The sequence below is a fragment of the Aliamphritea ceti genome (assembly GCF_024347215.1).
Taxonomy (GTDB): Bacteria; Pseudomonadota; Gammaproteobacteria; order Pseudomonadales; family Balneatricaceae; genus Amphritea; species Amphritea ceti.
Genome location: NZ_AP025282.1, coordinates 40202 through 61252 on the forward strand (window position 1 = coordinate 40202; position 21051 = coordinate 61252).

At 45.9% G+C, this 21051-nt stretch carries 21 protein-coding genes; 8 read left to right on the top strand and 13 right to left on the bottom strand.

Annotated features, from left to right (window positions below; genetic code table 11):
* The first annotated feature begins 88 nt into the window (after nt 1–88).
* Nucleotides 89–1516: an SLC13 family permease gene (locus tag OCU49_RS00165; protein WP_261843007.1), complete on the top strand. Its 1428-nt coding sequence runs from the start codon at nt 89–91 to the stop codon at nt 1514–1516.
* 38 nt (nt 1517–1554) lie between these two features.
* Entirely contained in the window at nt 1555–2448 is an 894-nt protein-coding gene (locus OCU49_RS00170) for a LysR family transcriptional regulator (protein ID WP_261843008.1), read from the top strand.
* 95 nt (nt 2449–2543) lie between these two features.
* Here OCU49_RS00170 and soxR read toward each other — a convergent pair whose 3' ends face one another.
* From soxR to OCU49_RS00190, 4 genes are all read right to left on the bottom strand, one after another.
* Complete coding sequence (soxR, locus tag OCU49_RS00175) at nt 2544–3014, bottom strand: redox-sensitive transcriptional activator SoxR (RefSeq protein WP_261843009.1); 471 nt, start codon at nt 3012–3014, stop codon at nt 2544–2546.
* A 104-nt stretch (nt 3015–3118) separates the two neighbouring features.
* Entirely contained in the window at nt 3119–3766 is a 648-nt protein-coding gene (locus tag OCU49_RS00180; RefSeq protein WP_261843010.1) for a TauD/TfdA family dioxygenase, read from the bottom strand.
* Nucleotides 3767–4019: 253 nt separating this feature from the next.
* Complete coding sequence (locus OCU49_RS00185) at nt 4020–4931, bottom strand: EamA family transporter (RefSeq protein ID WP_261843011.1); 912 nt, start codon at nt 4929–4931, stop codon at nt 4020–4022.
* Nucleotides 4932–5244: 313 nt separating this feature from the next.
* A complete protein-coding gene (locus OCU49_RS00190; protein WP_261843012.1) occupies nt 5245–6120 on the bottom strand; it encodes an NHL repeat-containing protein in 876 nt (291 codons plus the stop codon).
* Nucleotides 6121–6260: 140 nt separating this feature from the next.
* Between OCU49_RS00190 and OCU49_RS00195 the strand changes: the two genes are divergently transcribed.
* Nucleotides 6261–7037 carry a helix-turn-helix domain-containing protein gene (locus tag OCU49_RS00195; RefSeq protein WP_261843013.1) on the top strand — a complete coding sequence of 259 codons (777 nt, stop codon included), beginning with the start codon at nt 6261–6263 and terminating at the stop codon, nt 7035–7037.
* 61 nt (nt 7038–7098) lie between these two features.
* On the opposite strand, the gene OCU49_RS00200 is transcribed toward OCU49_RS00195, so the two are convergent.
* Nucleotides 7099–7557, bottom strand: coding sequence for an Lrp/AsnC family transcriptional regulator (locus OCU49_RS00200; RefSeq protein ID WP_261843014.1), 459 nt, complete (start codon nt 7555–7557; stop codon nt 7099–7101).
* Nucleotides 7558–7701: 144 nt separating this feature from the next.
* On the opposite strand from OCU49_RS00200, the gene OCU49_RS00205 reads away from it, so the two are divergent.
* Together OCU49_RS00205 and OCU49_RS00210 are read left to right on the top strand one after the other, a co-directional pair.
* Nucleotides 7702–8316 (top strand): LysE family translocator, encoded by a 615-nt coding sequence (locus OCU49_RS00205; RefSeq protein WP_261845288.1) that lies wholly within the window; start codon nt 7702–7704, stop codon nt 8314–8316.
* 279 nt (nt 8317–8595) lie between these two features.
* The gene (locus OCU49_RS00210; RefSeq protein WP_261843015.1) at nt 8596–10347 is read left to right on the top strand and encodes an ABC transporter substrate binding protein; all 1752 of its coding nucleotides are present in this window, start codon (nt 8596–8598) and stop codon (nt 10345–10347) included.
* 22 nt (nt 10348–10369) lie between these two features.
* Here OCU49_RS00210 and OCU49_RS00215 read toward each other — a convergent pair whose 3' ends face one another.
* Nucleotides 10370–11221: an SDR family oxidoreductase gene (locus OCU49_RS00215; RefSeq protein ID WP_261843016.1), complete on the bottom strand. Its 852-nt coding sequence runs from the start codon at nt 11219–11221 to the stop codon at nt 10370–10372.
* Between the two features lie 99 nt (nt 11222–11320).
* Here OCU49_RS00215 and OCU49_RS00220 point away from each other — a divergent pair, with 99 nt between their 5' ends.
* Entirely contained in the window at nt 11321–12223 is a 903-nt protein-coding gene (locus tag OCU49_RS00220; RefSeq protein ID WP_261843017.1) for a LysR family transcriptional regulator, read from the top strand.
* A gap of 150 nt (nt 12224–12373) precedes the next feature.
* Here OCU49_RS00220 and OCU49_RS00225 read toward each other — a convergent pair whose 3' ends face one another.
* Nucleotides 12374–12607 carry a hypothetical protein gene (locus tag OCU49_RS00225; RefSeq protein ID WP_261843018.1) on the bottom strand — a complete coding sequence of 78 codons (234 nt, stop codon included), beginning with the start codon at nt 12605–12607 and terminating at the stop codon, nt 12374–12376.
* Between the two features lie 400 nt (nt 12608–13007).
* Here OCU49_RS00225 and OCU49_RS00230 point away from each other — a divergent pair, with 400 nt between their 5' ends.
* Nucleotides 13008–13775, top strand: a complete 768-nt coding sequence (locus tag OCU49_RS00230; protein WP_261843019.1) for a TSUP family transporter — start codon at nt 13008–13010, stop codon at nt 13773–13775.
* Nucleotides 13776–13890: 115 nt separating this feature from the next.
* On the opposite strand, the gene OCU49_RS00235 is transcribed toward OCU49_RS00230, so the two are convergent.
* From OCU49_RS00235 to OCU49_RS00255, 5 genes are all read right to left on the bottom strand, one after another.
* Nucleotides 13891–14133, bottom strand: coding sequence for a DUF2164 domain-containing protein (locus OCU49_RS00235; protein ID WP_261843020.1), 243 nt, complete (start codon nt 14131–14133; stop codon nt 13891–13893).
* Between the two features lie 51 nt (nt 14134–14184).
* Entirely contained in the window at nt 14185–14721 is a 537-nt protein-coding gene (gene gmhB / locus OCU49_RS00240; protein WP_261843021.1) for a D-glycero-beta-D-manno-heptose 1,7-bisphosphate 7-phosphatase, read from the bottom strand.
* A gap of 86 nt (nt 14722–14807) precedes the next feature.
* Nucleotides 14808–16880 carry a glycine--tRNA ligase subunit beta gene (gene glyS / locus OCU49_RS00245; RefSeq protein WP_261843022.1) on the bottom strand — a complete coding sequence of 691 codons (2073 nt, stop codon included), beginning with the start codon at nt 16878–16880 and terminating at the stop codon, nt 14808–14810.
* The gene (glyQ, locus tag OCU49_RS00250) at nt 16880–17854 is read right to left on the bottom strand and encodes a glycine--tRNA ligase subunit alpha (protein WP_261843023.1); all 975 of its coding nucleotides are present in this window, start codon (nt 17852–17854) and stop codon (nt 16880–16882) included. The genes glyS and glyQ overlap by 1 nt, the downstream gene beginning before the upstream one ends.
* A 203-nt stretch (nt 17855–18057) precedes the next feature.
* Complete coding sequence (locus tag OCU49_RS00255; RefSeq protein WP_261843024.1) at nt 18058–18504, bottom strand: YtoQ family protein; 447 nt, start codon at nt 18502–18504, stop codon at nt 18058–18060.
* Nucleotides 18505–18608: 104 nt separating this feature from the next.
* On the opposite strand from OCU49_RS00255, the gene OCU49_RS00260 reads away from it, so the two are divergent.
* Complete coding sequence (locus OCU49_RS00260; RefSeq protein ID WP_261843025.1) at nt 18609–19493, top strand: lysophospholipid acyltransferase family protein; 885 nt, start codon at nt 18609–18611, stop codon at nt 19491–19493.
* Nucleotides 19494–19595: 102 nt separating this feature from the next.
* On the opposite strand, the gene OCU49_RS00265 is transcribed toward OCU49_RS00260, so the two are convergent.
* Complete coding sequence (locus tag OCU49_RS00265; RefSeq protein ID WP_261843026.1) at nt 19596–21044, bottom strand: TrkH family potassium uptake protein; 1449 nt, start codon at nt 21042–21044, stop codon at nt 19596–19598.
* Between the last annotated feature and the right edge of the window lie 7 nt (nt 21045–21051).

Below are 21051 nucleotides of genomic sequence, written 5' to 3' on the forward strand. Positions count from 1 at the left end.
GTCTTCCAGATAAACGAATAGCTTTATAATGGGCGAAGGTGGCAAATTGATGCTGTTTCAGAATCAATATCACGGGTACCTTCGCAGCATGAACCAACCTCTTTCACCGCAAACATTTTTCCTACGCCGGCAATTTAACTGGTTGCTTGATAGCCGTTGGCAGATCGTCATTATCTGCCTGATTGCTGCCGTTGTTAGCTACGGCGTATCACAGACGTTTCCGTTACAAATGGCGGTTGTCACAGCGCTGAGTATTTTTTGTATCGGTTTGTGGGGGACAGCCGCTTTGCCTGAGTATTGGCCTGCACTGGTGTTTTTTCTGGTTGCCAGTGTTGCTCAGTTAGCGCCGGTTGACGTTGTCTTTTCCGGTTTTTATTCTTCAGGATTCTGGCTGTTATTCAGCGGAGTTATTCTGGGCGCTGCGATTCGTTATACCGGACTGGGGAACCGTGCTAGTGCTGTTCTTTCGAGAATGACGGGTAACTCCTATCTGGGTACGCTTACCGGAATCGTCAGTTTTGGTCTGATTCTGGCCTTTATTATGCCCTCTTCTATGGGACGAATTGCTCTGTTTGTGCCTATTGTGATCGTCTTATCTGAGAGCATGGGTTATGTCGCAGGCAGTAACGGTAGAATCGGTATGATTACGGCAGCCGCATTTGGCACCTGGCTGCCAGCCTTTACTATTCTGCCTTCCAACTTACCGAATATGATGATGTCAGGTATGACGGAGACACTGTATGACGTGCAGTTAACCTATTGGGAATATCTGCTGGTGCACTTCCCTGTTCTGGGTGGAATTAAAGCACTGGTACTGATTTTTTTGATTCAGCATGTTTTTCCTGATCATGCACCCATTGCTCAAAAGACTGCTGTTAATGATAAACGGCCTGTCAGCCGTGCCGAGCGGTACTTAATGCTGTTATTGAGTCTGTGTCTGGCGTTATGGATAACTGATAGTTTGCACGGTATTTCACCGGCATGGATCGGGCTTGCCGCTGCCCTTCTGTGTCTTTGGCCATATGCTGGTCTGACGGCTAAAAGCTGTATTAATGATACTGTTAAATTTGCTCCGTTGATTTTTATTGCCGCTATGATCGGGCTGGGTGCAGTTATTTCTCATGTAGGGTTGGGCGCGGCAGTTGTTGAGTCCCTGAGTGGCTATATTCCGTTTGCAGAGATGGGCGAGTTAAGCAATTTAGTAGCGCTGACAGGCATTTCGACTTTGGTGGCTATGTTGACGAATTTACCTGGGGTACCTGCGGTAATGACTCCGCTGGCGGCTGATATGGCACAACTGACCGGGTTATCACTGAGCGCCGTATTAATGACTCAGGTATTGGCATTTTCGAATGTGTTTTTGCCTTATCAGGCGCCGCCATTAATCGCGGCAATGCAGTTAGGTAATTTACCCCTAGGTAAGATTAGTAAGCTATGCGTGCTGCTTTTTATTATCACACTGTTGGTGTTAACACCTCTTAGCCTGTTGTGGTGGCAAGTGATTGGTATAGTTTAAGCTGAGAAGCATGTTGTTGAGCGAAGCGAGAGTATGAGATGGAAATTCATCAGCTGAAGACTTTTGTAACTGTTGCCGGTGAAGGCAGTATTACCCGTGCGGCAGAAAGACTGTATTTGAGCCAGCCGGCGGTTAGTGCGCATATTAAAGCTATTGAGGATACGCTTAGGCTGGCGCTCTTTGAGCGAACGCCAAAGGGGATGCAACTGACGGCGGACGGTCAGCGCTTGCTGATTAAGGCTGAGCAGACGCTGGCTGCTCATCGTGAAGTTCTGGATGAAGCCAGCCGTATCCGTGGCCGGGTCTCTGGTCATTTACGCCTGGGAATGGGAGGCGATGGCTGTACGGAGTTACTGGGGCGCTTACTGACCAGACTGGCAGAACAGCATCAGGATGTTGATGTGACACTTCGTCATGGTCATTCAGAAGATATTCTGGAAGGCATTCGTCTGGGTGAGTTAGATGCCGGTTTTTATAATACTGCAGCTGAACCTGATAAGGCGTTTACAGCCTTTGAGGTGGCTCGTTTTGGCCTTTATCTGGCAGCGCCTCCAGGTTTAGTGCCAGTGTCGGAACAGATTAACTGGGCTCAGCTAGAGCAGCTTCCCTGGATTGTGTGTCCCACGTCTGGTACTTGTTGTGGACGGGCCGCAGAGCGACTGTTTGAGCAACATCAGATACGTCCGGAACGGATTATAAGCATTGACCGGGAACAGGTAACGAAAACGCTGGTGGCAGGTGGTGTCGGTGTCGGCTTGTTACACGCAACGACAGCTGAACCTGCGGCAGCCAAAGGTGAAATTGAATTACTGGGCGAAATTGAAAAGCCGGTACGGGTGCTATTTGCTTATCGCTCAGACCGGCAGAAAGAGCCTCTTCTGATCCTGTTAGCATCGCTTGTAGAAGCAATGAAAGTAACGGACGATGAATAAGGCTCGGTTTATCAATTGAATATATGAGATTTAACCCGGCGTCAGACAGTCCAGAGCAAAAAAGCAGATACATACAGGAGTTACTTTGCTTGCGATTACAAGTCCAGTTCTACGTCAGGATCAAGGTAGTAAGCGCCGGGTCCTTTTTCACCTAATTTATCTTCCGGGTTAATCAGTTCACAGTCGTTTACTGAAAGACAGCCGCAGCCAATGCAGTACCCAAGAGTGTCTCTTAGCCGGGTAAGCTGATCGATACGTTCATTTAGTTGTGCGCGCCAGGACTCAGCAAGTTGTGTCCAGTCATCAGCGGTAATGGTTTTATCATTGCTCAGCTGGCTCATTGCCTGTTTGATCTCACTTAAGGGAATACCAGCTTTCTGGGCGACTTTAATCACGGCGAGTTTACGCAGCACACCTCGTAAGTAACGCCGATGATTGCCGTTATTTCTTTGCGAGCTGATTAAGCCCTTCGTTTCATAGAAGTGAATAGTCGATATTGGCAAGCCACTACGGGACGCAACCTCACCTACTGAGAGTTCTTTATTAGGAATATTTTTTGTCTTCACTGCTTTGGTCTCAAGTAATGTTGAGATTTTAAAATGCAGCCCTTTGATTAGCAAACGCATGTTGTTGGTTAAAACAGCAGCTTCCCTGCCGCTGTTGTTTAGTCTTATTGGGTGTGGATAACTGCACCGTTACGAATATTACATCTGCTTACGAAGGCTGATTGAATCCAGCGATCTGAGCCGTCGTATCTGGGGATAAATGCTGATCGGCCATGCAGGCAGGTTTTGTTATTGATCACCAACAGTGTGTTGGCATGGTTATCCAGTTTGGTGGTGTGATCTGCAATATGTTGGTTAAGTATTTCCAGTGCCTGACAGCTGTGGATATCTGTGCCAAAAGTGAGATCATAATCGTATTTAATGATTAGCCTGCCCTGCTCTTCGCAGATAACAGGCTGCATAATAAAGTTATCCTTATCCACTACCCGCAGTTCTTCATCGACCAGATGACGAAAGCATGGTTGTTTCAACATGTGGATAACTGTATCCGGCAGGCTGGCGAGCAATTGCGGGAGCTCAATGATGTGATTGCAGACCTGCTTATCGGGTCGGATGCAATACAGCAATAAAAAGTCCGGTGTGATGACAGGGTGAGATGCACCATCAGAATGAAATGCCAGTGAGCGCCGGGAGCTCGAGCCGGTGTTGCTGAATTCCTGAGTCTGCAACGGAAATATATCGTGAATGACAAAACCATTCTGTTCCCGGTAACCAAAGATATTGCCAAGGTGCGCGGCGATTGCTCCCAGCAATAGTCTTCTTTGCAGCCTATGTCTGTGAGCTGGCTGGGAGTAGGTGAAACTGGATCTGGGATGGGCAAGTTGCAGAACTGATAGTAGTTCAGTTCTGCATCGCTGATTTGCTTTAGACGCCGGACCACGTCTTCCTGCAGAAACTGTTCAAGAAAAGCGCAATGACTCAGGAAGTCATCGATATTGGCTTTGTATGGTGATGGAGTTACTTTGAGGTGATTTTCGATTGCTGGCATAAACATAATACTGCTCCTTATTTAATGAGTGCTATGTAAATTCCAAAAACAATAATCAGGGTGCCGGTTAGCTTTCTGAGCAGGTTCCGGGGGGAAATGTCTTCGCTGATAACTCTGGGAAATAACAGTGTTAGCAGGATGCCGGTCAGAATGCCGTAGATGGACTGAATCTGTGTGACGACACTAACAATGCCAACTGTGGGCGCCAGAGAAAATGCTTTCTTCAGGCAAACCTGAGCAAGAAAATCGGAAAACGTATTCAGGAAGAACCAGCCGTATTTGGCTGGCGTTGCGCTGCGAATACCCGCATGAATTTCGCGTCGGGCATTGGGCATAAGCAGTAGTGGTAAAGTGACCAGGCTGGCCCCCAGCGTGTCAAATACCATGTATTCAGAAAACGGGATGCTTTTCAGAATGTGATCCGCAAGAACAAAGATCACTGCCCACATTGCGACGGCCAGTAGTATCCAGGAGAGGCCCTTGCTGATTTTTAGCCGTCCACCTTCAATATTCAGAAACAGATAGCCAGCGCCACCTAATACAATGCTGGCAGCAAGTAATTCCCGCAGCTCAATGGTGGCTGAAAAAAACAGCCAGGCGAATAATATCGCAAGAATTGGTACCAGCTTAAACGTCAGGATTGCCAGTGAGGTATCTGTGTATTGCAGACCCCTGGCATAAAAGTAAAAGGATGTTGTGGTTGCAAATCCCAGCCCTATGGCGATGGCACCATGACTAGAAAAACTGGGTATGCCGAACCAGAGAATTAACAACAGAAGGCATAGCCAACTGGTTAGGGAGAATGAGAATAGGAAATCGAAAATGCCTTTGGTATGCGCATCAATAACCAATTTGTCGATAAAGTCGGACAGGGTCCAGAACAGTGGCCCGAGCAGTGCTAAAGCAATCCAGCTGTTAAATATTTCCACAGTAAAACACTCAATCAAAATCCATTTTAAGAGTCTGCGTAAGCCAAATTCAGGAGTGAATAACTGCTTGGTATGCGAAGAGTCCGTTCTGCTGACTACTAACAAATGTCAGAAAGCAGTCCGTATTAAAACAAAAAGTGGCAGTACTGCAAATGTAAGCCGAATACCGGTTATACACACTGCTTTATATCAGACTGCTGGGATGAGCTTTCATTGCCAGATTAAGCAGGTCGTTTCAATTATGTATAGCATGCAGCTTAGTGCCCGTCGGGTTACAGGTATGAGATCTACTCATACCTGCCGTATGCTGTGTTTATGGAAGCTGCCATGCCATCAGTGCGTTATCCATCATCATAGGTGCATACAAGATGTCACCTTCCCCGCCTATGTCTGCCAACCCCGGATTGCTGCTGAGTACTTTTTGCCGCTGATTATCTTTTAGCTGATAAAGCTCACCGCTGATCCAGTCACTGACATATAAAGCATTTTTATGACTGACGATGCCATCCAGATTGCCCAGTTGATATCCGGTTGCAAGTGGCTGTAATACTTTGTCGCTAGGATTTACCTGGTACAGGCTACCAGGGATTGTGGTTGTGAAATCGGCTTGCATATCCAGCCCCCAGCTTGCTATCAGCAATTGGTTTTTTTCCCAAAGTAAGCCGTTCGGGTGTGGTAACTTTTCAGGTTCTATCCACATAGATAACTGATTGTTTTTTAATTGGTAAATACCGCCACCTAGCATGTCTGAAACATACACAGTGTCATCTGAACCGACGGTTATGTCATTCAGCATTACTGCGTTTTCCAGCTTGTGGCGCTGTTGGACTATTCCTGTGGATAAGTTAATAACATGCAGTGTCTGCATATCGGCAACATAAAGCTTACCGTTATTAATCGCCAGTCCTTTAGGTGCATCAAGACCGGTTAGCCAGTGCTGAGAAAACTGCTTGCCCTGCTTGTTCACCCTACTGATATAGCCTTTGCCGTTTAGTTCTGTTGGTGCGCCGTTTATGTTGGATACATATAGCCACTGATTATCAGGGTCTGCGGCAACAGATTCTGGTTGATCAAGTTGCTGCAATTGCCAAAGGGGCTGCTCAAAAGTGTTGCTAGCGCTGAGGTTAAAACTGACGCTAAGCAGCAGGCTTGCGGTGCTGATGATGTTACTGATTTTTACAGGATACATGATTGCCTCTTAAGTAACGGATGCTGGAGTGATATAGGTAACGGCCGTGGAATGAAGGATAGATATGTGTGTCTTTTTGGCAATTTGTTTGATATTAAGTATCAAAATACGATGCTTTTATGCCGAGTGAGGATCAGTGCATGTCACCAGAACAGGAATTAGGCGGGTTGTTCAGCGCCCTCAGACAAGTGTTGAAGGCGCAGGGGATCCGGTACCGTGATTTGGCAAGCATGCTGAATACTTCAGAAGTGACGATAAAACGCTTATTTCAGGAGCAGGACTGTAAAATGAGCCGCTTGCTGGATATATGCGAGGCAATTGGCGTAAGTGTTGCTGATTTACTAAAGCTGGCTGAGCAGGCCCCTTCTGAGCCAGCAACATTACCGCTGGAAACCGAGCAGGTACTTGCAGAACAGCCAGGACTTTTTAGTTGCCTGATATTATTGCTCAGTGGTTTCGATGCGCGGGCAATCGGGCACTATAACCAGCTGTCGTCAGCAGATGTTTATCTGTATATGCGAAAGCTAGAAAAGCTACAGCTAGTCCGTATAGGTGTGAATGATTCTGTGCATCTGGTGGTAAATATGCCTATTCGCTGGCGTTTAGATGGCCCCTTGCATCAAACCCTTGTAGAAGTGAATCAGGCATTTATTGCACAGACTATCAGCGCGCAGCATCAAGGTGATTATCCGTTTTATTCAACCAGCCGGCTTTTTAGCCCACACAGCATCAGACAGCTGAAAGACGATATAGATAAGCTTTATCAACGCTATCAGCAGCAAGCTTCTCTGGACCAGATGTTTTATCCGCCGGAGGCATTGGAGCCTTTTAAGATGGTCACGACGATGGCGCCATTTAATGTGCCGGAATTCTTTGCTGTACCGCCCTACCAAGCGGTAATAAAACATCTGAAGTGAATATTTACTTACTTCATAGGTCTTTAAGTTAAGTACAGTCTACAAACAGCTGTATTTCTGATCAGTCTACCGGAAGTCGGTTAGATGATTTGATTTCCCGTAGCGATAGGTTTGAATGAATACTGGTGACACCTGGTATTTTGCGCAAGACCTCTTCGAGAAAACGGCTGTAATCGTCCAGGTTTTTGGCAACCACCTGGAGCAGAAAGTCCGCATCTCCTGTGGTGTTATGGCAAGTCAGAATATTTGGGCATTGCATAATAGTTTGTTCAAATTCTGCGTTAACAGCTATGTGCTGAGCAAAGCTGATCTGAACGAATGCCAGTACACCTAAACCTAACTTCCGACGGTTTACATTGGCCTGGTAGCCTTCAATATAACCTTCCTGCTCCAATTGTCTGAGACGGCGCCAGCAAGGGGTTTCACTTAATGATAGCTGCTCAGCAAGTTTGGCATTACTCAGACGGCCCTCTTCCTGAAGTATTTCCATAATACGCATGTCGGTTTTATCGGGTTGCATGATAGGCAGATTCTTTCAGTTAATGATTACTTATTGAAAGACTATTGTAGTAACCAATGCTTATCAAGCATGAATAGCAAGGTTAATTCAGCAAGTTTAGTCACAATGGTTGCTTTAAAGTAACTGTATATCGGAGTGTATGTGATGGATGTGAGTATCTGGCTGGCATTCAGTTTGGCAACCATTGTTATCGTAATAGTGCCTGGTCCGACAAACCTGGTGATCATGACAAGTGCCTTGCAAAGCAGCCGCCAGGCAGGCTTTTGTATTTGCGGTGCGGTACTTGCGCATTTGATGTTTTTTTCTCTGATGGCGCTGGGAGTACATGTCATTCTTGCTGAATCGGCAGTTTTATTTGAGGTGATTCGCTGGTGCGGTGTGTTATTTCTGTTCTGGTTAGCATGGGCGCAGTTCCGCAGCCTGAGAGCTACGCAGAGTTTTGAGCAGGTATTTGTTGAAAAGACACGGATAAGAGCTCTGGCGGAAGGGTTTCTTATCAATGCAACGAATCCTAAATCACTGTTGTTTTATGGCGCTTTTTTCCCACCGTTTATTGATCAGCAAGTAAGCCTGAGTTTGCAGCTAATGGTTTTGGGCAGCACTTTCATGGGAATATTTTTAACTAATGCAGGTCTGCACTTGTTGCTGGCAAAGAAATTACGCGTGTTGTTGCGTCAACCGCAATGGCAAGCCAGACAAAAGCGTTTTACTGCACTGAGCTTTTTGGTACTGGGTATCGGGTTAGCTGCTGGCAAATAGGAAGCGTAAGTTATTTACTACGGATCTGTACTTTAAGAGCCTTAATAAGGCGCTTTATGCGCCTTTTTAATTTCTTAAAAAAATCCAAATTAAGTTGAAAAAATGCACTTAAAACGCGTTACTTTGGCTATAAGTACCTTGTCTTAAACTGGTTTTTAAGGTGCTGTTCAGGTGCTGGTCAAAACTGGCTTTTTTGTTCGTTATTTTGTTCATTTTCGGATGACGCAGCTTTTAGCCTCGTTATACTAAGGTCCTGTAGCTCAATAAATAGGCAGTATAATGTGGTTGCGTCGTAGGCTTTTAATACTTGTTGGAGTCATATTTTCACTGGGTATGCTGCCAGGTTCTGCCATTGCTAATACTTCGCCAATTCGGGTGCTGTATATTAATTCTTATCATCCCGGCTATGAATGGAGTGATGACATCAAGGCTGGTGTACAGGAAGTACTGACAAATTCCGGGAAGGAAATTGAGCTTTCTATTGAGCATATTGATGCTGTACGTTTTGACTATGTACGTATACAGGCTTCACTGCTTCGCCTGATCTCTGCCAAATACAGAGACTACCGTCCCGATATTATTCTTACATCTGATAACTACGCTTTTAATTTTCTAAAAGAATATCGAGTGGTTCTCTTTCCGGATATACCGGTCGTCTTTTCCGGGTATAACAATTTCACACCTGATGTTATTGAAGGCATGCCAAATGTAACGGGTGTTAATGAAAAAATTGATTATCTGGCCGGCATTGATATGGCCTTGTCTGTTCACCCGAAAACAGAAGCATTAGCGTTTGTTTTATCTACCGGAGAGGCCAGTACACGGGGGATTTATCAGACTGCTAAGCCTGTCATTGAATCGTTGAAAAGGGCTTATGAAGTTGTCGAATTACTTAATATGAGTCAGGCAGAAGTTGCTGAACGTTTAGCTAGAATGCCGAAGAAAAGCCTGGTTTTTCTGACCGGCGATGTAACAAATAGCCATTCTACAGGCCGTAAGTATTCGCGTATTGAGTATGGGAAGCTTGTCACTGATGTTAGTCCTTTTCCTGTTTATACTTATTGGCCTTTTCATCTGAAAGCCGGTGCTACCGGTGGCCATGTGATCACCGGTATCGAGCAGGGACGGATGATGGCGAAAATGGCGTTACGAATTATTAACGGAGAAACTGCAGATGATATTCCGGTAATGATGTCCAGCCCAGCTCTGAATGTATTTAACTATCAGCAGCTTAAGAAGTTTGGAGTGCCCCTGTCCCGGTTGCCTGACTGGGCGGACGTGAAGGGAATGCCAAAAACTCTGTGGGCCCGGTACTGGGTGTTAATTATTGGGGTGCTGGTTTTTGTAGTTTTACAGAGTGTATTGATCGGTCTGTTATACCGAAACGTCAGAGCAAGAAAAAAAGCTATTGTTGCCTTGTTTAATGAACAGGAGTTGCTCGAAACCAGAGTGGCTGCGCGTACAGATGAGTTACAAAAAGCAAACTTACGGTTAAAGAAAATATCCATGGAAGATGGACTGACAGGGTTGGCGAACCGGCGTTATCTGGATCAGGCTTTGAGTAAAGAAGTTATCAGACGTGACCGTCATTCTGCAGAACTGTCACTAATGCTGATAGATATCGACTACTTTAAGCAATTTAATGATATTTACGGCCATCTTGAGGGCGACTCTTGCTTGCAGGAAGTCGCAATAGCTTTACAGGAAACCTGCATACGGGACAGTGATATCGCAGCACGTTTTGGCGGCGAAGAGTTTGTCATTGTGTTACCGAATACCAATTTTAAAGGCGCTACTAAGGTCGCTGAGAAAATCATGGAGCGGATATCCAGTCTGCATATTCCACACGTAGGTTCAGCTGTGAGCGACAGAGTAACTGTCTCTGTAGGACTTGCTACAGTGAGGAAAGATATTAGCCTGACACAGAATGCGATCATAGAGTTGGCGGATGAGCAGCTGTATTTAGCTAAACGTACCGGGCGTAACCGGATATGTGCCTGTACGGCAGGTGATAATCAGGTAACTGCCTGAACAGTTACCTGCGGCTCTACAGTTAAGCCAGTGCTGCTTTAATTGTGTCGGCTATCGTTGTGGTTGGTCGGCCAATAAGCGCTTGTAAGGCTTTGCTGTCGTCAAACAACCAACCTTCTGCTGCCCCGCTTTCCGCATTCGCGAGGATTGAGGCAAAGCCCTCTGGTAAGCCTGCTTTGAGCAGTCCCTGGGTAAAGTCCGGTTCACTTAAGTTCTGGTAGCTAACTTGCTTGCCGCTTTGCTGGCTAAGCTGTGCAGCAAACTCACTTAAATCAAAACTGCTGTCGCCAGCCAGTTCATAAATTTTGCCTGCCTGATTCTCGCTTGTCAGAACTGTTGCTGCCGCAGTAGCGTAATCCTGACGACTTGCAGAGGCAAAGCGTCCCTCAGCAGCACAGCCATAGAGTGTCTGCATCTTAAGAACTGCAGGAATGTTCATCGTGTAGTTCTCGCTATACCAGCCATTACGAAGTAATACAGAATCAACAGACGATGCGTTTAGCAGTGCTTCGGTTGCTTTATGCTCATCTGCCAGCTGCATTGGTGACTGGTCGCAGTGCAGAATGCTCGTATAAGCAAGCAGTTTAATACCAGTCTGCTCAGCAGCCTGGATGACGGCCTGATGCTGAGCAACGCGTTGGCCGACAGCATTCGAAGAAATCAGTAAAACCTTATCGGCACCAGCAAAGGCTGCTGTTAACGTTTCAGGTTGGTCATAGTCAGCGTGGCGAACCTGTACGCCCTGCTTTATAAGCTCGTCAGCAGCATCCGGATTTCGGACAGCTGCGACGATGTGTGCAGCAGGAATTCGCTGTAGTAATTCTTTGATAACCAGTTGGCCCAACTGGCCGTTTGCGCCTGTGACAACAATCATTGTGTGACTCCTGTAATTTGCTTATTGCTAACTGAGTCCAGTATGGAAAATAATGATTGTCATGATTAGATGGTTAATATCGGATAGATTGGTCTGAGTATGAGTACAATTGATTTTAATCAGCTGAAATATCTGGCTGTATTTGTTGAAGTGGTTTCCTGTGGCAGCTTTGCAGCAGCTGCACGGAAACTTCGTAGCAGTCGTTCCAGAGTCAGTGAGCAGGTTGCGCAATTAGAAAGTAATTTAGGCGTACGTTTACTGAACCGAACAACCCGGCAATTAAGTATGACGATGGAAGGCCGGGAGGTGTACGCCCGAGCCAGTGACCTGCCGAAGATCCTGACGGATGTAGAGATCGCCAGTAGTCAGGAAGTTGCACGTGGTCGGGTTGCTCTGACTGTTAATCATGATATTGCTATTGCCAGATTATTACCGGTCCTGGAAAGCTTTCAGAAAAAGTACCCCAGGATTCAGCTGGATCTGATTCTTAACGATGATCGTCTTGATCTGATAACGGAACAAATTGACGTGGCTATTCGGGTGGGTGTGCCCGGTGATGATTCTCTGATTATGCGGCCGTTATTCGAAGATCGAATGCATATTCTGGCGTCGTCAGCATACCTGCAGGCTAATGGCATTCCTGGGAGTATTGATGAGCTTGCAAAGCATCGTTGGATACTGCTGCAGCAGGCAAGCCCTGTTGCAGAAATTCATCTTTATCTGAACGATCAGCCGGTGAGTTTTAGCCCGGCAAACTATCACATGTGTAATTCGCCGTTGATGATGCAGCGAATGGTGTTAGCTGGGCTTGGGATAGGTTGTCTGCTGCCTTCAACAGTTACAGAGGCGTTACAGGGCGGTAGTTTGGAGCGATTGATGCCTCAATTACAAGGTGAAGCATTGCAGTTTTCACTGGTGTATCCATCACGCAGACAAATGCCGCTGCGCACACGTTGTCTTATTGAACATTTGCTGGCAGCAAAACTGTTTTCAGGGTCATAATTTTTGCTTTGGAACTCTGTAGAGAGTTCTCAAATAAACAAAAGCCCCGCTGCCATAGGACCTGTGGTGCAACAGGAATTGGCAGCAGGGCTTTTTAGAGGTTGCAGCTCTGAGGGGAACAGGGTCTGCAAATCTGGTTTGTCAGCAGGATCAGTGTGTATTTTTGAAAAACTGAGTCTGAGGACGAACAACGTTAGGGTTCAGATCAACATTGAACAGCTTGGCTGCACTGCTCAGACGATTGATGACACGCTGTTTGCGTAGCTGACGGCTTTCTTTCTTCTGCATATCTTTAAATTCTGCAGATATACGCAGGAAGTAGTCTTTTTCAGTTTCGCCAACCAGTGGGAAGCTGTCTTTCATGAAGTTATCAAAGTTAGTCATATCGGTATCACTCAAAATAGGCTGTTAAGAATACTGTTTGCCCGGATCACTTGAGCTTTTCAGTTGCGAGAATAATATGCCTGTCATGACTTCTTAACAAACGACACTTTTTCACATCAAAGATGAATATAAGTATTCAATGAAGAGATTCTTATGAGACTCTTTAGGCATGTTTATGCGATTTAACTGTAATTTTTGCGTAAAAGTCGTCTTTTATCGTTAACTGTCTGATTTTTAATGATGAATATTTCGGCGCTTAGTTGGTTAGTGTTTTCATATGTTTGTCATCTTTCTCTGAATAGCTTTCTGCTTAACTCAGGTAATATTTTGCGTGCATTCGGTGTGCAGCCAGTTAGACTTGCAGGCGCTATTTCTAAGGAAGCGGATTGAGGTTGGGTTGATGGAGTTTGATGCGTTATTACTTCTTTTACTGTTTACGACAGGGCTGGTTGCCGGATTTGTTGACAGTATTGCCGGCGGTGGCGGGTTGATTGCTCTGCCAGTTCTGCTTTCTACCGGTATGCCTCCGCTAATGGCTCTGGGTACGAATAAGTTACAAGGTAGCTTTGGCACACTAGCAGCGTCTGTTTATTTCATACGTAAGCGTTTGGTTGATATCCGCCAAATGCGGCTGATGATCGTGATGACCTTTGTGGGAGCAATGGTCGGCACTTTACTGGTTCAACAGATAGATGCATCTGTACTAGCGCTAATTATGCCTGGTTTGCTGGTGTTGATGGCTCTGTATTTCATGTTTTCTAAAAAAGTGCAGGATGGGGATACAGAACGTCGCTTAGGTCCACTTGCTTTTGCACTCAGCTGTACCACTGTTGTTGGATTCTATGATGGCTTTTTTGGGCCCGGTACCGGCTCTTTTTTTGTAATCGCGTTTGTTGCTCTGGCTGGTTATAGCCTGCCTAAAGCGACAGCAAACACAAAAATTTTAAACTTCACATCCAATATTGCTTCGTTGCTGTTCTTTGCTGTGGGTGGCCAGGTTGTCTGGATGGTGGGTTTGCTGATGGCTTGCGGTCAGGTAATCGGTGGGTTACTTGGGGCGCGGGTTGTTGTTAATAAAGGCACTGGCTGGATCCGGCCATTAATCGTCATAATGACTCTGGGTATGTCTGCTAAGTTGATCTCAGATCAGCTAAATTTATTCGGTTGATTTCTCAGTGTAAGTGCTTACTAACTATATAAGCCTCTGTTTTGGAAATAGTCTTTTGTAACTGTTTTTTCTTTTTTTAGTAATGTTAGTGGATACTTACGCTGGTTGTTTTTGCTTAGGTTATTCTGCTCATTTCATCAATTGCATCAGTGATGTCCATGGTTCTTTGGGTAACAATCTGCTGGGCATCGATCAATGCTTTGTTGTAATAATGATTGCCGATGTTGTCTGAAATAAAGTCCAGGAAGAACTCTGCTTCGAACTGTCCCAGTTCAAGATCGAACTCTGCTTCGCAGTACTTTTTAAGCTTATCTAAAATGTCTGTTTTTTGTTCTTTATCAAATTTTATGGTGGACATAGGTTAATCCCTTCCTAAAGTTTCACGTGAAACATATCAGCCTGTTAGTGATTATGCTGCTATGACATTAACTGCACTGCTAAGGTCGTTACAAATAATTGTGCCTTCTGGCAGATTTCCTTTTGTAAGTGTACGTTCTCCTTTGCCTGTTTTTACAAGTAAAGGCTTACAGCCGGCGGCCACACCGGCTTCTAAATCACGAAGTGAGTCGCCTACAACGTAAACGTTCTCAGCGCGTACTTCTGGGTATTTAGTGAGAATGGTGTTGATCATGCCGGGGAGTGGCTTGCGACAGTTACAGCCGTTATCAGGGCCGTGTGGGCAGTGCTCTATATAGCTAATAGTGCCGCCTGCTTGTGACACTAAATCTGACATTTTGACATGCATCGCAGTCAGTGTTTCTGAAGAAAAGTAGCCTCGGGCAAGGCCAGACTGGTTGGTTGCGATGCAGACTTTAAAGCCAGCATTGCTTAATGCGGCAATGGCTTCAATACTACCGGGAATGGGTAGCCATTCTTCGACAGTTTTAATGTAATTGTCTGAGTCGTAGTTAATAACGCCATCGCGATCAAGAATTACTAGTTTCATACTGGTCCTGGGAATTAGGTCGTTAAAAAGAGCCAATAAAAAAGCCAGTTGGATTAGCAACTGGCTTTGTATTTTAAGCGGCTTAATTAGCCAAGCAAAGAAATGTCTGCAACACCAAGGAACAGATTACGCAGTTGACCAAGTAGAGCCAGGCGGTTGTTACGTACCTGCTCATCTTCAGCCATTACCATGACGTCGTCAAAGAAGGTATCTACAGGACCACGTAATTCTGCTAGCTGCTCAAGGATCGCCTTGAAGTCACCTTCAGCAAACAGTGGTGATAGTGCCAGCTGTTTGTCAGAAACGGCAGTTGCTAGTGCTTTCTCAGCATCTTCCTGTAGTAGTTCAAGATTGACTGGCTGTGCTTGTGTAACGCCCTGCTTGCTTAGGATATTGGATACCCGTTTATTTGCAGCAGCAAGCGCAGCAGCTTCACTCAGTGTCTGGAAGTGATTTACAGCTTTAACACGTTGTTCAAATTCCAGTGGTTTAGTTGGCTTAACAGCAAGAACAGAAAGGAATACTTCAGCAGCGATATTTTCATCATCATACTTGGCACGGAAACGCTCAAGCATGAAGCTCAGCACCTTCTCTTCAAGTCCGTCAGCAGCTGGCAAGTTTTGATGATTGCTAACTGCAACTGTAATCAGGTCACGCAGGTCCAGATCCAGTTCGCGTTCGACAATAATTCTTAGAACACCTAATGATGCGCGGCGAAGAGCAAATGGATCTTTAGAGCCTGTTGGTGGCTGGTTGATGCCGAAGAGGCCTGTCAGTGTATCTAATCGATCAGCCAGTGCCACAGCAATACCTGGTTCGGTTTGTGGTAATTCATCACCAGCAAAGCGAGGCATGTATTGTTCGTTCTGTGCTTTGGCTACTGCTTCATCTTCGCCGTCATTCAGAGCGTAGTGGTAACCCATCAGGCCCTGTAAATCAGGGAACTCAAAAACCATGTCGGTCATCAAGTCAGTTTTTGCCAGCATTGCGGCTCGCTCTGCCTTAGCTTGGTCCTGATCTAACGTTGCAGCTATGTGCTTGGCAAGTGAGGCTACACGAACAGCTTTAGCATGCAGAGTTCCTAGGTCTTTCTGGAAAACAATGTTCTTCAGCTTTTCGATGCGCGACTCTAGTGTTTGCTTCTTATCAGTTTCGAAGAAGAAGACTGCATCAGCCAGGCGCGGGCGAATTACTTTTTCATTTCCTTCGATAACTTTGGCCGGATCTTTAGATTCGATGTTAGCAATCGTTACGAAATAAGGCAGTAACTGCCCTTCTGTGTCCGTCACGTGGAAGTATTTCTGGTGCTCTTTCATTGAGCTGATGAGTGCCTGTGAAGGTACCTCCAGAAAGCGCTCATCAAAGCGTCCTGTGAGTGCTACTGGCCATTCATTAAGTGCTGTTACTTCGTCTAGCAGGTCATCATCTATTTGAATGACAGCGTTGATCTTAACGCCTTCGGCTTCAACCTGAGCGCGGATTTTCTCTCGGCGTTCTTCGAAGTCGGCGATAACCATGCCAACGCTTTCCAGGTTTTCCAAATATTCGTTAGCGTTATTCAGTTCGATAGCTTCGTTGTGATGGAAGCGATGACCCATAGTGGAGCGACCTGGATTTAACCCAAATACTTCACCTTCAATTACCTGGTCACCAAGCAGCATAACCAGCCACTTTGTCGGACGAACGAATTCAGTCCGTGAAGCGCCCCAACGCATGCGCTTAGGGATAGGTAGTTTTTGGATGGCATTTTCAACAATAGCGGACAGCTCGTTGATCAACGGTTTAGCAGGTGTTTCCTGACGGAAACCCATTTTGCCGTCTACTTCTTCAAGCTGTTCTACAGTTGCGCCGCATTTTTTTGCGAAGCCTGCGAGTGCCTTAGTTGGGTTACCGTCCGCATCATATGCAATACGGGCTGGCGGGCCTTGCATAAAAAAGCTGCTGCGTGGTACTTCTGTTTCTAAATTGCTGATCAAAACAGCAAGGCGGCGTGGCGCTGCATATGCATTTACATCATCGTCAGCAAAAGCTACTTGCTTACCGAACTGTTCCTGAATGCCATTGCAGATTTCCTGCTTCAGAGCATTGGAGAGTGACTGCAGAGCTGCCGGTGGCAGTTCTTCCGTGCCCAGTTCAACTAAAAAATCTTGCGTGGCCATTACTTGCTCTCCTCTGCACTGGCGGCTAATACTTCGTTGCGGATGGCTTCAGATGCCATCGGGAAGCCCAGTGCTTTACGTGCATCGTAATATGCATGAGCAACTTCGCGGGCCAGTGTGCGGACGCGAAGAATGTAGCGCTGACGTTCTGTCACTGAAATCGCATGACGGGCGTCAAGCAAGTTGAATGTATGAGAAGCTTTTAATACCTGTTCGTAAGCAGGTAATGGTAAAGGTGTATCCAGTTCCAGAAGCTTGCGGCATTCGCTTTCGTAATGGTCGAAATTTGTGAACAGCATAGGTACGTCAGCGTGTTCAAAGTTGTAAGTAGATTGCTCTACTTCGTTCTGATGGAATACGTCGCCATAAGTTACAGGCGTGCCGTCAGGATTGTATGTCCAGATCAGGTCGTAAACACTTTCAACATCCTGAACATACATTGCCAGGCGTTCCAGGCCGTATGTTATTTCGCCGGTCACTGGGTAACATTCAATGCCGCCTGCTTGTTGGAAGTAAGTAAACTGAGAAACTTCCATTCCATTTAGCCATACTTCCCAGCCTAGACCCCAGGCGCCAAGTGTTGGCGACTCCCAGTTGTCTTCTACGAAGCGAACGTCATGTACCAGAGTGTCGATGCCAATACGCTCCAAAGACCCCAGGTATAGTTCCTGTAGGTTGTCTGGAGACGGCTTCATAACTACCTGAAACTGATAGTAGTGTTGTAGGCGGTTTGGGTTGTCGCCGTAACGACCGTCAGTTGGACGACGGCTTGGTTGTACGTAAGCAGAGTTCCAGTTTTCCGGCCCGATTGAACGCAGGAATGTAGCTGGGTGGAATGTGCCTGCCCCTACTTCCATATCCAGAGGCTGTACCACAACGCAGCCTTTATCTGACCAGTATTCTTGCAGCGCCAGGATTAAGCCTTGAAAGGTGCTGGCATCTGAGCTCGCTTTGTCTGTCACGGAGATCACCATAGTGGGTTAACAGTAAAAAAATAGAGCAGAATTATACATGATATTGCTGGCCTGATGGGCGGCAATCTGTCGTGCACGGATAAGAAATTACAGATATTTCGAATGGTTGTTTACGATAATGGCCTTTGTGTTTCTATTAGTGAACAGAATGGATGAAAGGAGATGTGCAGGATGGCTGCTGCCATCCTGATGTTTGCAGGTGTTTAGTAATCAAGAGTCAGGTATTTAAGTATCTCGATTACTTCTTCTGTATTTTTTGCTGTTGCTTGTGCTGCAGCATCAATCTCTTTAAGTGGGTGCGTGAGCTCTTCTGCATGTTCAACAATCAAAGATTTACCTAGTGCTGCTGCCATACCTGCGTCAAAAGCTGCGTTCCATTGACGGTATTTGTCGCCAAAGCGGACGACAACAATATCTGCACGCTGGATAGCAGTAATGTGCCGCATGCTATTAATTTTTGCTGCTTTGTGGTCTTTCCAGTAGTTGTTCTCTTCTGCACCCAGGATGTTTACACCGCAGTCATCACTTGAGCCATGGTCAGTGTTCGGGGTCATTACTGTAATAGGCAGGTTTTGTTCTTTAATGGCGGCTTTGATTTTATCGCGCCAGTCAGTATGAATTTCACCTGACAGGTATACGCTGTATTGCATTATTTTGCTCCGGTCGTGTTCTAAGTTGGATTTCTTATTTCTCACCTTATCTGTCAACCATTATAATGGCTGCGAATTCTCATCTCTATGACAAAAGGTTTCACGTGAAACAATTTAAAGGCCCCCTCGCCGTTGGCTTATTATTTTTGCTGTCTTTATTACCTTTGTCGCTGGCTAGAAGTTTTGGTGCATATCTAGGCCGACGCATGAGTAAAGGTGATGGTAAGTCTGCCATCAATACTCGTAGAAATATAAATGCCTGCTTTCCAGAGTTAAGTAACAATGCACAACAAGAGTTAGTTGCTGAGAGTCTTCAGGAAACCGGCCGCTCAGCCGGCGAAATGGGGATGTCCTGGATTTGGCGGCCCGAGCGGGTTTTGAAAACAATTAAAGTAGTACATGGTGCCAATGTTTTAGATGATGCAATTGCAGAGGGGCGAGGTGTTATTCTGCTTGCTCCACATATTGGCAATTGGGAAATTCTGAATTTTTGGCTGAGTGAAAATTGTAAACTGACGGTTATGTATAAGCCTGCAAAAATCAAAATGATGGATGATCTTGTCCGTCGAAAGCGAGAAAGAGTAGGTACACAGTTAGCGCCGGCAAATGTAAAAGGCGTACGTATGGCTGTGAAGTGCCTGCGTAAAAATGAAGTATTAGGGATTTTGCCGGATCAGGAACCCGATGCGTCTGGCGGCATTTTTGCGCCATTTATGGGCGTGTCAGCTTTTACGATGAAATTACTGCCTCAGTTGGCTGCACAGACTGGTGCTGTAGTTGTATCCGGATATGCAAAACGGGTTGATGGAGGTTTTGAACTGCACTTTCATAAAGCAACTGGAAATATAAATAGTAAAGATCTGACTGAAGCAGCTACGGCTATGAATGAGGAAGTTGAGTATTGCGTACGTCAGGTGCCAGAGCAGTATCAGTGGGAGTATCGTCGTTTTGGTCGTCGCCCTGAAGGTGAGGCATCGTTATATGATTAAATATGTACTGCCCTTTTCTCTCCCATTATTTCCATTTTTTAGTGAGAGATAAGAATTTAAAAAGGCGCTTCAGAGCGCCTTTTTTAATATGTGCATTTTGGTTTATCGCTTCCAGAATGCTGGTGTGAAGAGTACCAGTAAAGTGAATACTTCAAGGCGGCCCAGAAGCATAGCAAAGCATAAGACCCATTTAGCAGGAGTATTTAGATCACCGTAATGTGCTGCCACCTGACCTAGCCCGGGTCCTAGGTTGTTCAGTGTTGCACCTACTGCAGACCATGCAGTTATCTGGTCTAAGCCTGTACCTAAGAGGATTATGAGCATTATCACGAACACTATGAGGTATACGGAGAAAAAGCCCCATACGGCCTCCAGAACACGGTCTGAGATAGGTGTTTTGCCAAGTTTAACGGGGATGACCGCATTGGGGTGAATTAGTCGGGTGATTTCCCTGGAACCCTGTTTCAGGATCAGAAGAATACGAATAACTTTCATACCGCCGCCGGTAGAGCCTGCACAACCGCCTGAGAAGGCTGCTACGAATAACAAAAACGGTAACATTACAGGCCATTGTGCAAAGTCGGCAGTGGCGAAGCCAGTTGTAGTGGCAATAGAGACTACTTCAAATACTGCTTTTCGAATCGACTCTAACGGTTCGTAAGTACCGGTGAAAATTAACACTAAGGATGCAAGCAAACTGATGCAGCCGAGAATCCAAAGGTAGAACTTAAACTCCGGATCTTGCCAGTAATGACTGATAGACCGCTGCCGCCAGGCAAAGAAATGCAGCCCGAAATTTACTGCTGAAATAATCATGAAGAAAATACAGATTGCTTCAATCAGCGGGCTGTCGAAGTAACCGATACTTGCGTCGTGGGTGGAGAAACCACCAATCGCTACCGTTGAAAAGCTATGACTGACAGCATCAAACAGACTCATCCCGGCCAGCCAGTAACCCAGCGCGCAGGCAACTGTCAGCGATAAATAAATGTACCAGAGAGCTTTTGCGGTCTCTGTAATACGTGGAGTTAACTTACTATCCTTAACCGGGCCTGGCGTCTCAGCTCGGTAGAGCTGCATCCCACCGATGCCAAGCATTGGTAGAATCGCAACGGCGAGTACGATAATCCCCATACCCCCCAGCCACTGAAGTTGCTGACGGTAAAACAGTATTGCTTTCGGCAGGTCGTCTATGCCGGTAATGACGGTCGCACCGGTTGTTGTTAGTCCGGAGAGAGATTCAAATACAGCATCTACAAAGCTTAGGGGTAACTCTTCAAGCAAAATAAACGGAATCGCACCGAATAATCCGAGTACCGACCAGAAAAGAACTGTAATCAGGAAACCGTCGCGGGTGCGTAGATCCTGCTTCACTTTATAAACAGGTAGCCAGATGATGAAGCCTGTTAGCAGTGTAATCAGGAAACCGGTGAGGAATGCTTTACTGGACTGGCCGCTGTGAAGAATATCAATTAACACCGGTGGCAACATGGTGAAGCTGAAGATCATCAGCAAGATGCCAAGTATGCGGAGTATCACTTTATAGTGCATAAGATCA

Bases quoted from the DNA above. Each gene is read 5' to 3' on its own strand.
- OCU49_RS00165 (WP_261843007.1), top strand. From the start codon at position 89: ATGAACCAACCTCTTTCACCGCAAACATTTTTCCTACGCCGGCAATTT.
- OCU49_RS00170 (WP_261843008.1), top strand. From the start codon at position 1,555: ATGGAAATTCATCAGCTGAAGACTTTTGTAACTGTTGCCGGTGAAGGC.
- OCU49_RS00190 (WP_261843012.1), bottom strand. From the start codon at position 6,120: ATGTATCCTGTAAAAATCAGTAACATCATCAGCACCGCAAGCCTGCTG.
- OCU49_RS00195 (WP_261843013.1), top strand. From the start codon at position 6,261: ATGTCACCAGAACAGGAATTAGGCGGGTTGTTCAGCGCCCTCAGACAA.
- OCU49_RS00200 (WP_261843014.1), bottom strand. From the start codon at position 7,557: ATGCAACCCGATAAAACCGACATGCGTATTATGGAAATACTTCAGGAA.
- OCU49_RS00205 (WP_261845288.1), top strand. From the start codon at position 7,702: ATGGATGTGAGTATCTGGCTGGCATTCAGTTTGGCAACCATTGTTATC.
- OCU49_RS00210 (WP_261843015.1), top strand. From the start codon at position 8,596: ATGTGGTTGCGTCGTAGGCTTTTAATACTTGTTGGAGTCATATTTTCA.
- OCU49_RS00215 (WP_261843016.1), bottom strand. From the start codon at position 11,221: ATGATTGTTGTCACAGGCGCAAACGGCCAGTTGGGCCAACTGGTTATC.
- OCU49_RS00220 (WP_261843017.1), top strand. From the start codon at position 11,321: ATGAGTACAATTGATTTTAATCAGCTGAAATATCTGGCTGTATTTGTT.
- OCU49_RS00225 (WP_261843018.1), bottom strand. From the start codon at position 12,607: ATGACTAACTTTGATAACTTCATGAAAGACAGCTTCCCACTGGTTGGC.
- OCU49_RS00230 (WP_261843019.1), top strand. From the start codon at position 13,008: ATGGAGTTTGATGCGTTATTACTTCTTTTACTGTTTACGACAGGGCTG.
- OCU49_RS00235 (WP_261843020.1), bottom strand. From the start codon at position 14,133: ATGTCCACCATAAAATTTGATAAAGAACAAAAAACAGACATTTTAGAT.
- gmhB (WP_261843021.1), bottom strand. From the start codon at position 14,721: ATGAAACTAGTAATTCTTGATCGCGATGGCGTTATTAACTACGACTCA.
- glyS (WP_261843022.1), bottom strand. From the start codon at position 16,880: ATGGCCACGCAAGATTTTTTAGTTGAACTGGGCACGGAAGAACTGCCA.
- glyQ (WP_261843023.1), bottom strand. From the start codon at position 17,854: ATGGTGATCTCCGTGACAGACAAAGCGAGCTCAGATGCCAGCACCTTT.
- OCU49_RS00255 (WP_261843024.1), bottom strand. From the start codon at position 18,504: ATGCAATACAGCGTATACCTGTCAGGTGAAATTCATACTGACTGGCGC.
- OCU49_RS00265 (WP_261843026.1), bottom strand. From the start codon at position 21,044: ATGCACTATAAAGTGATACTCCGCATACTTGGCATCTTGCTGATGATC.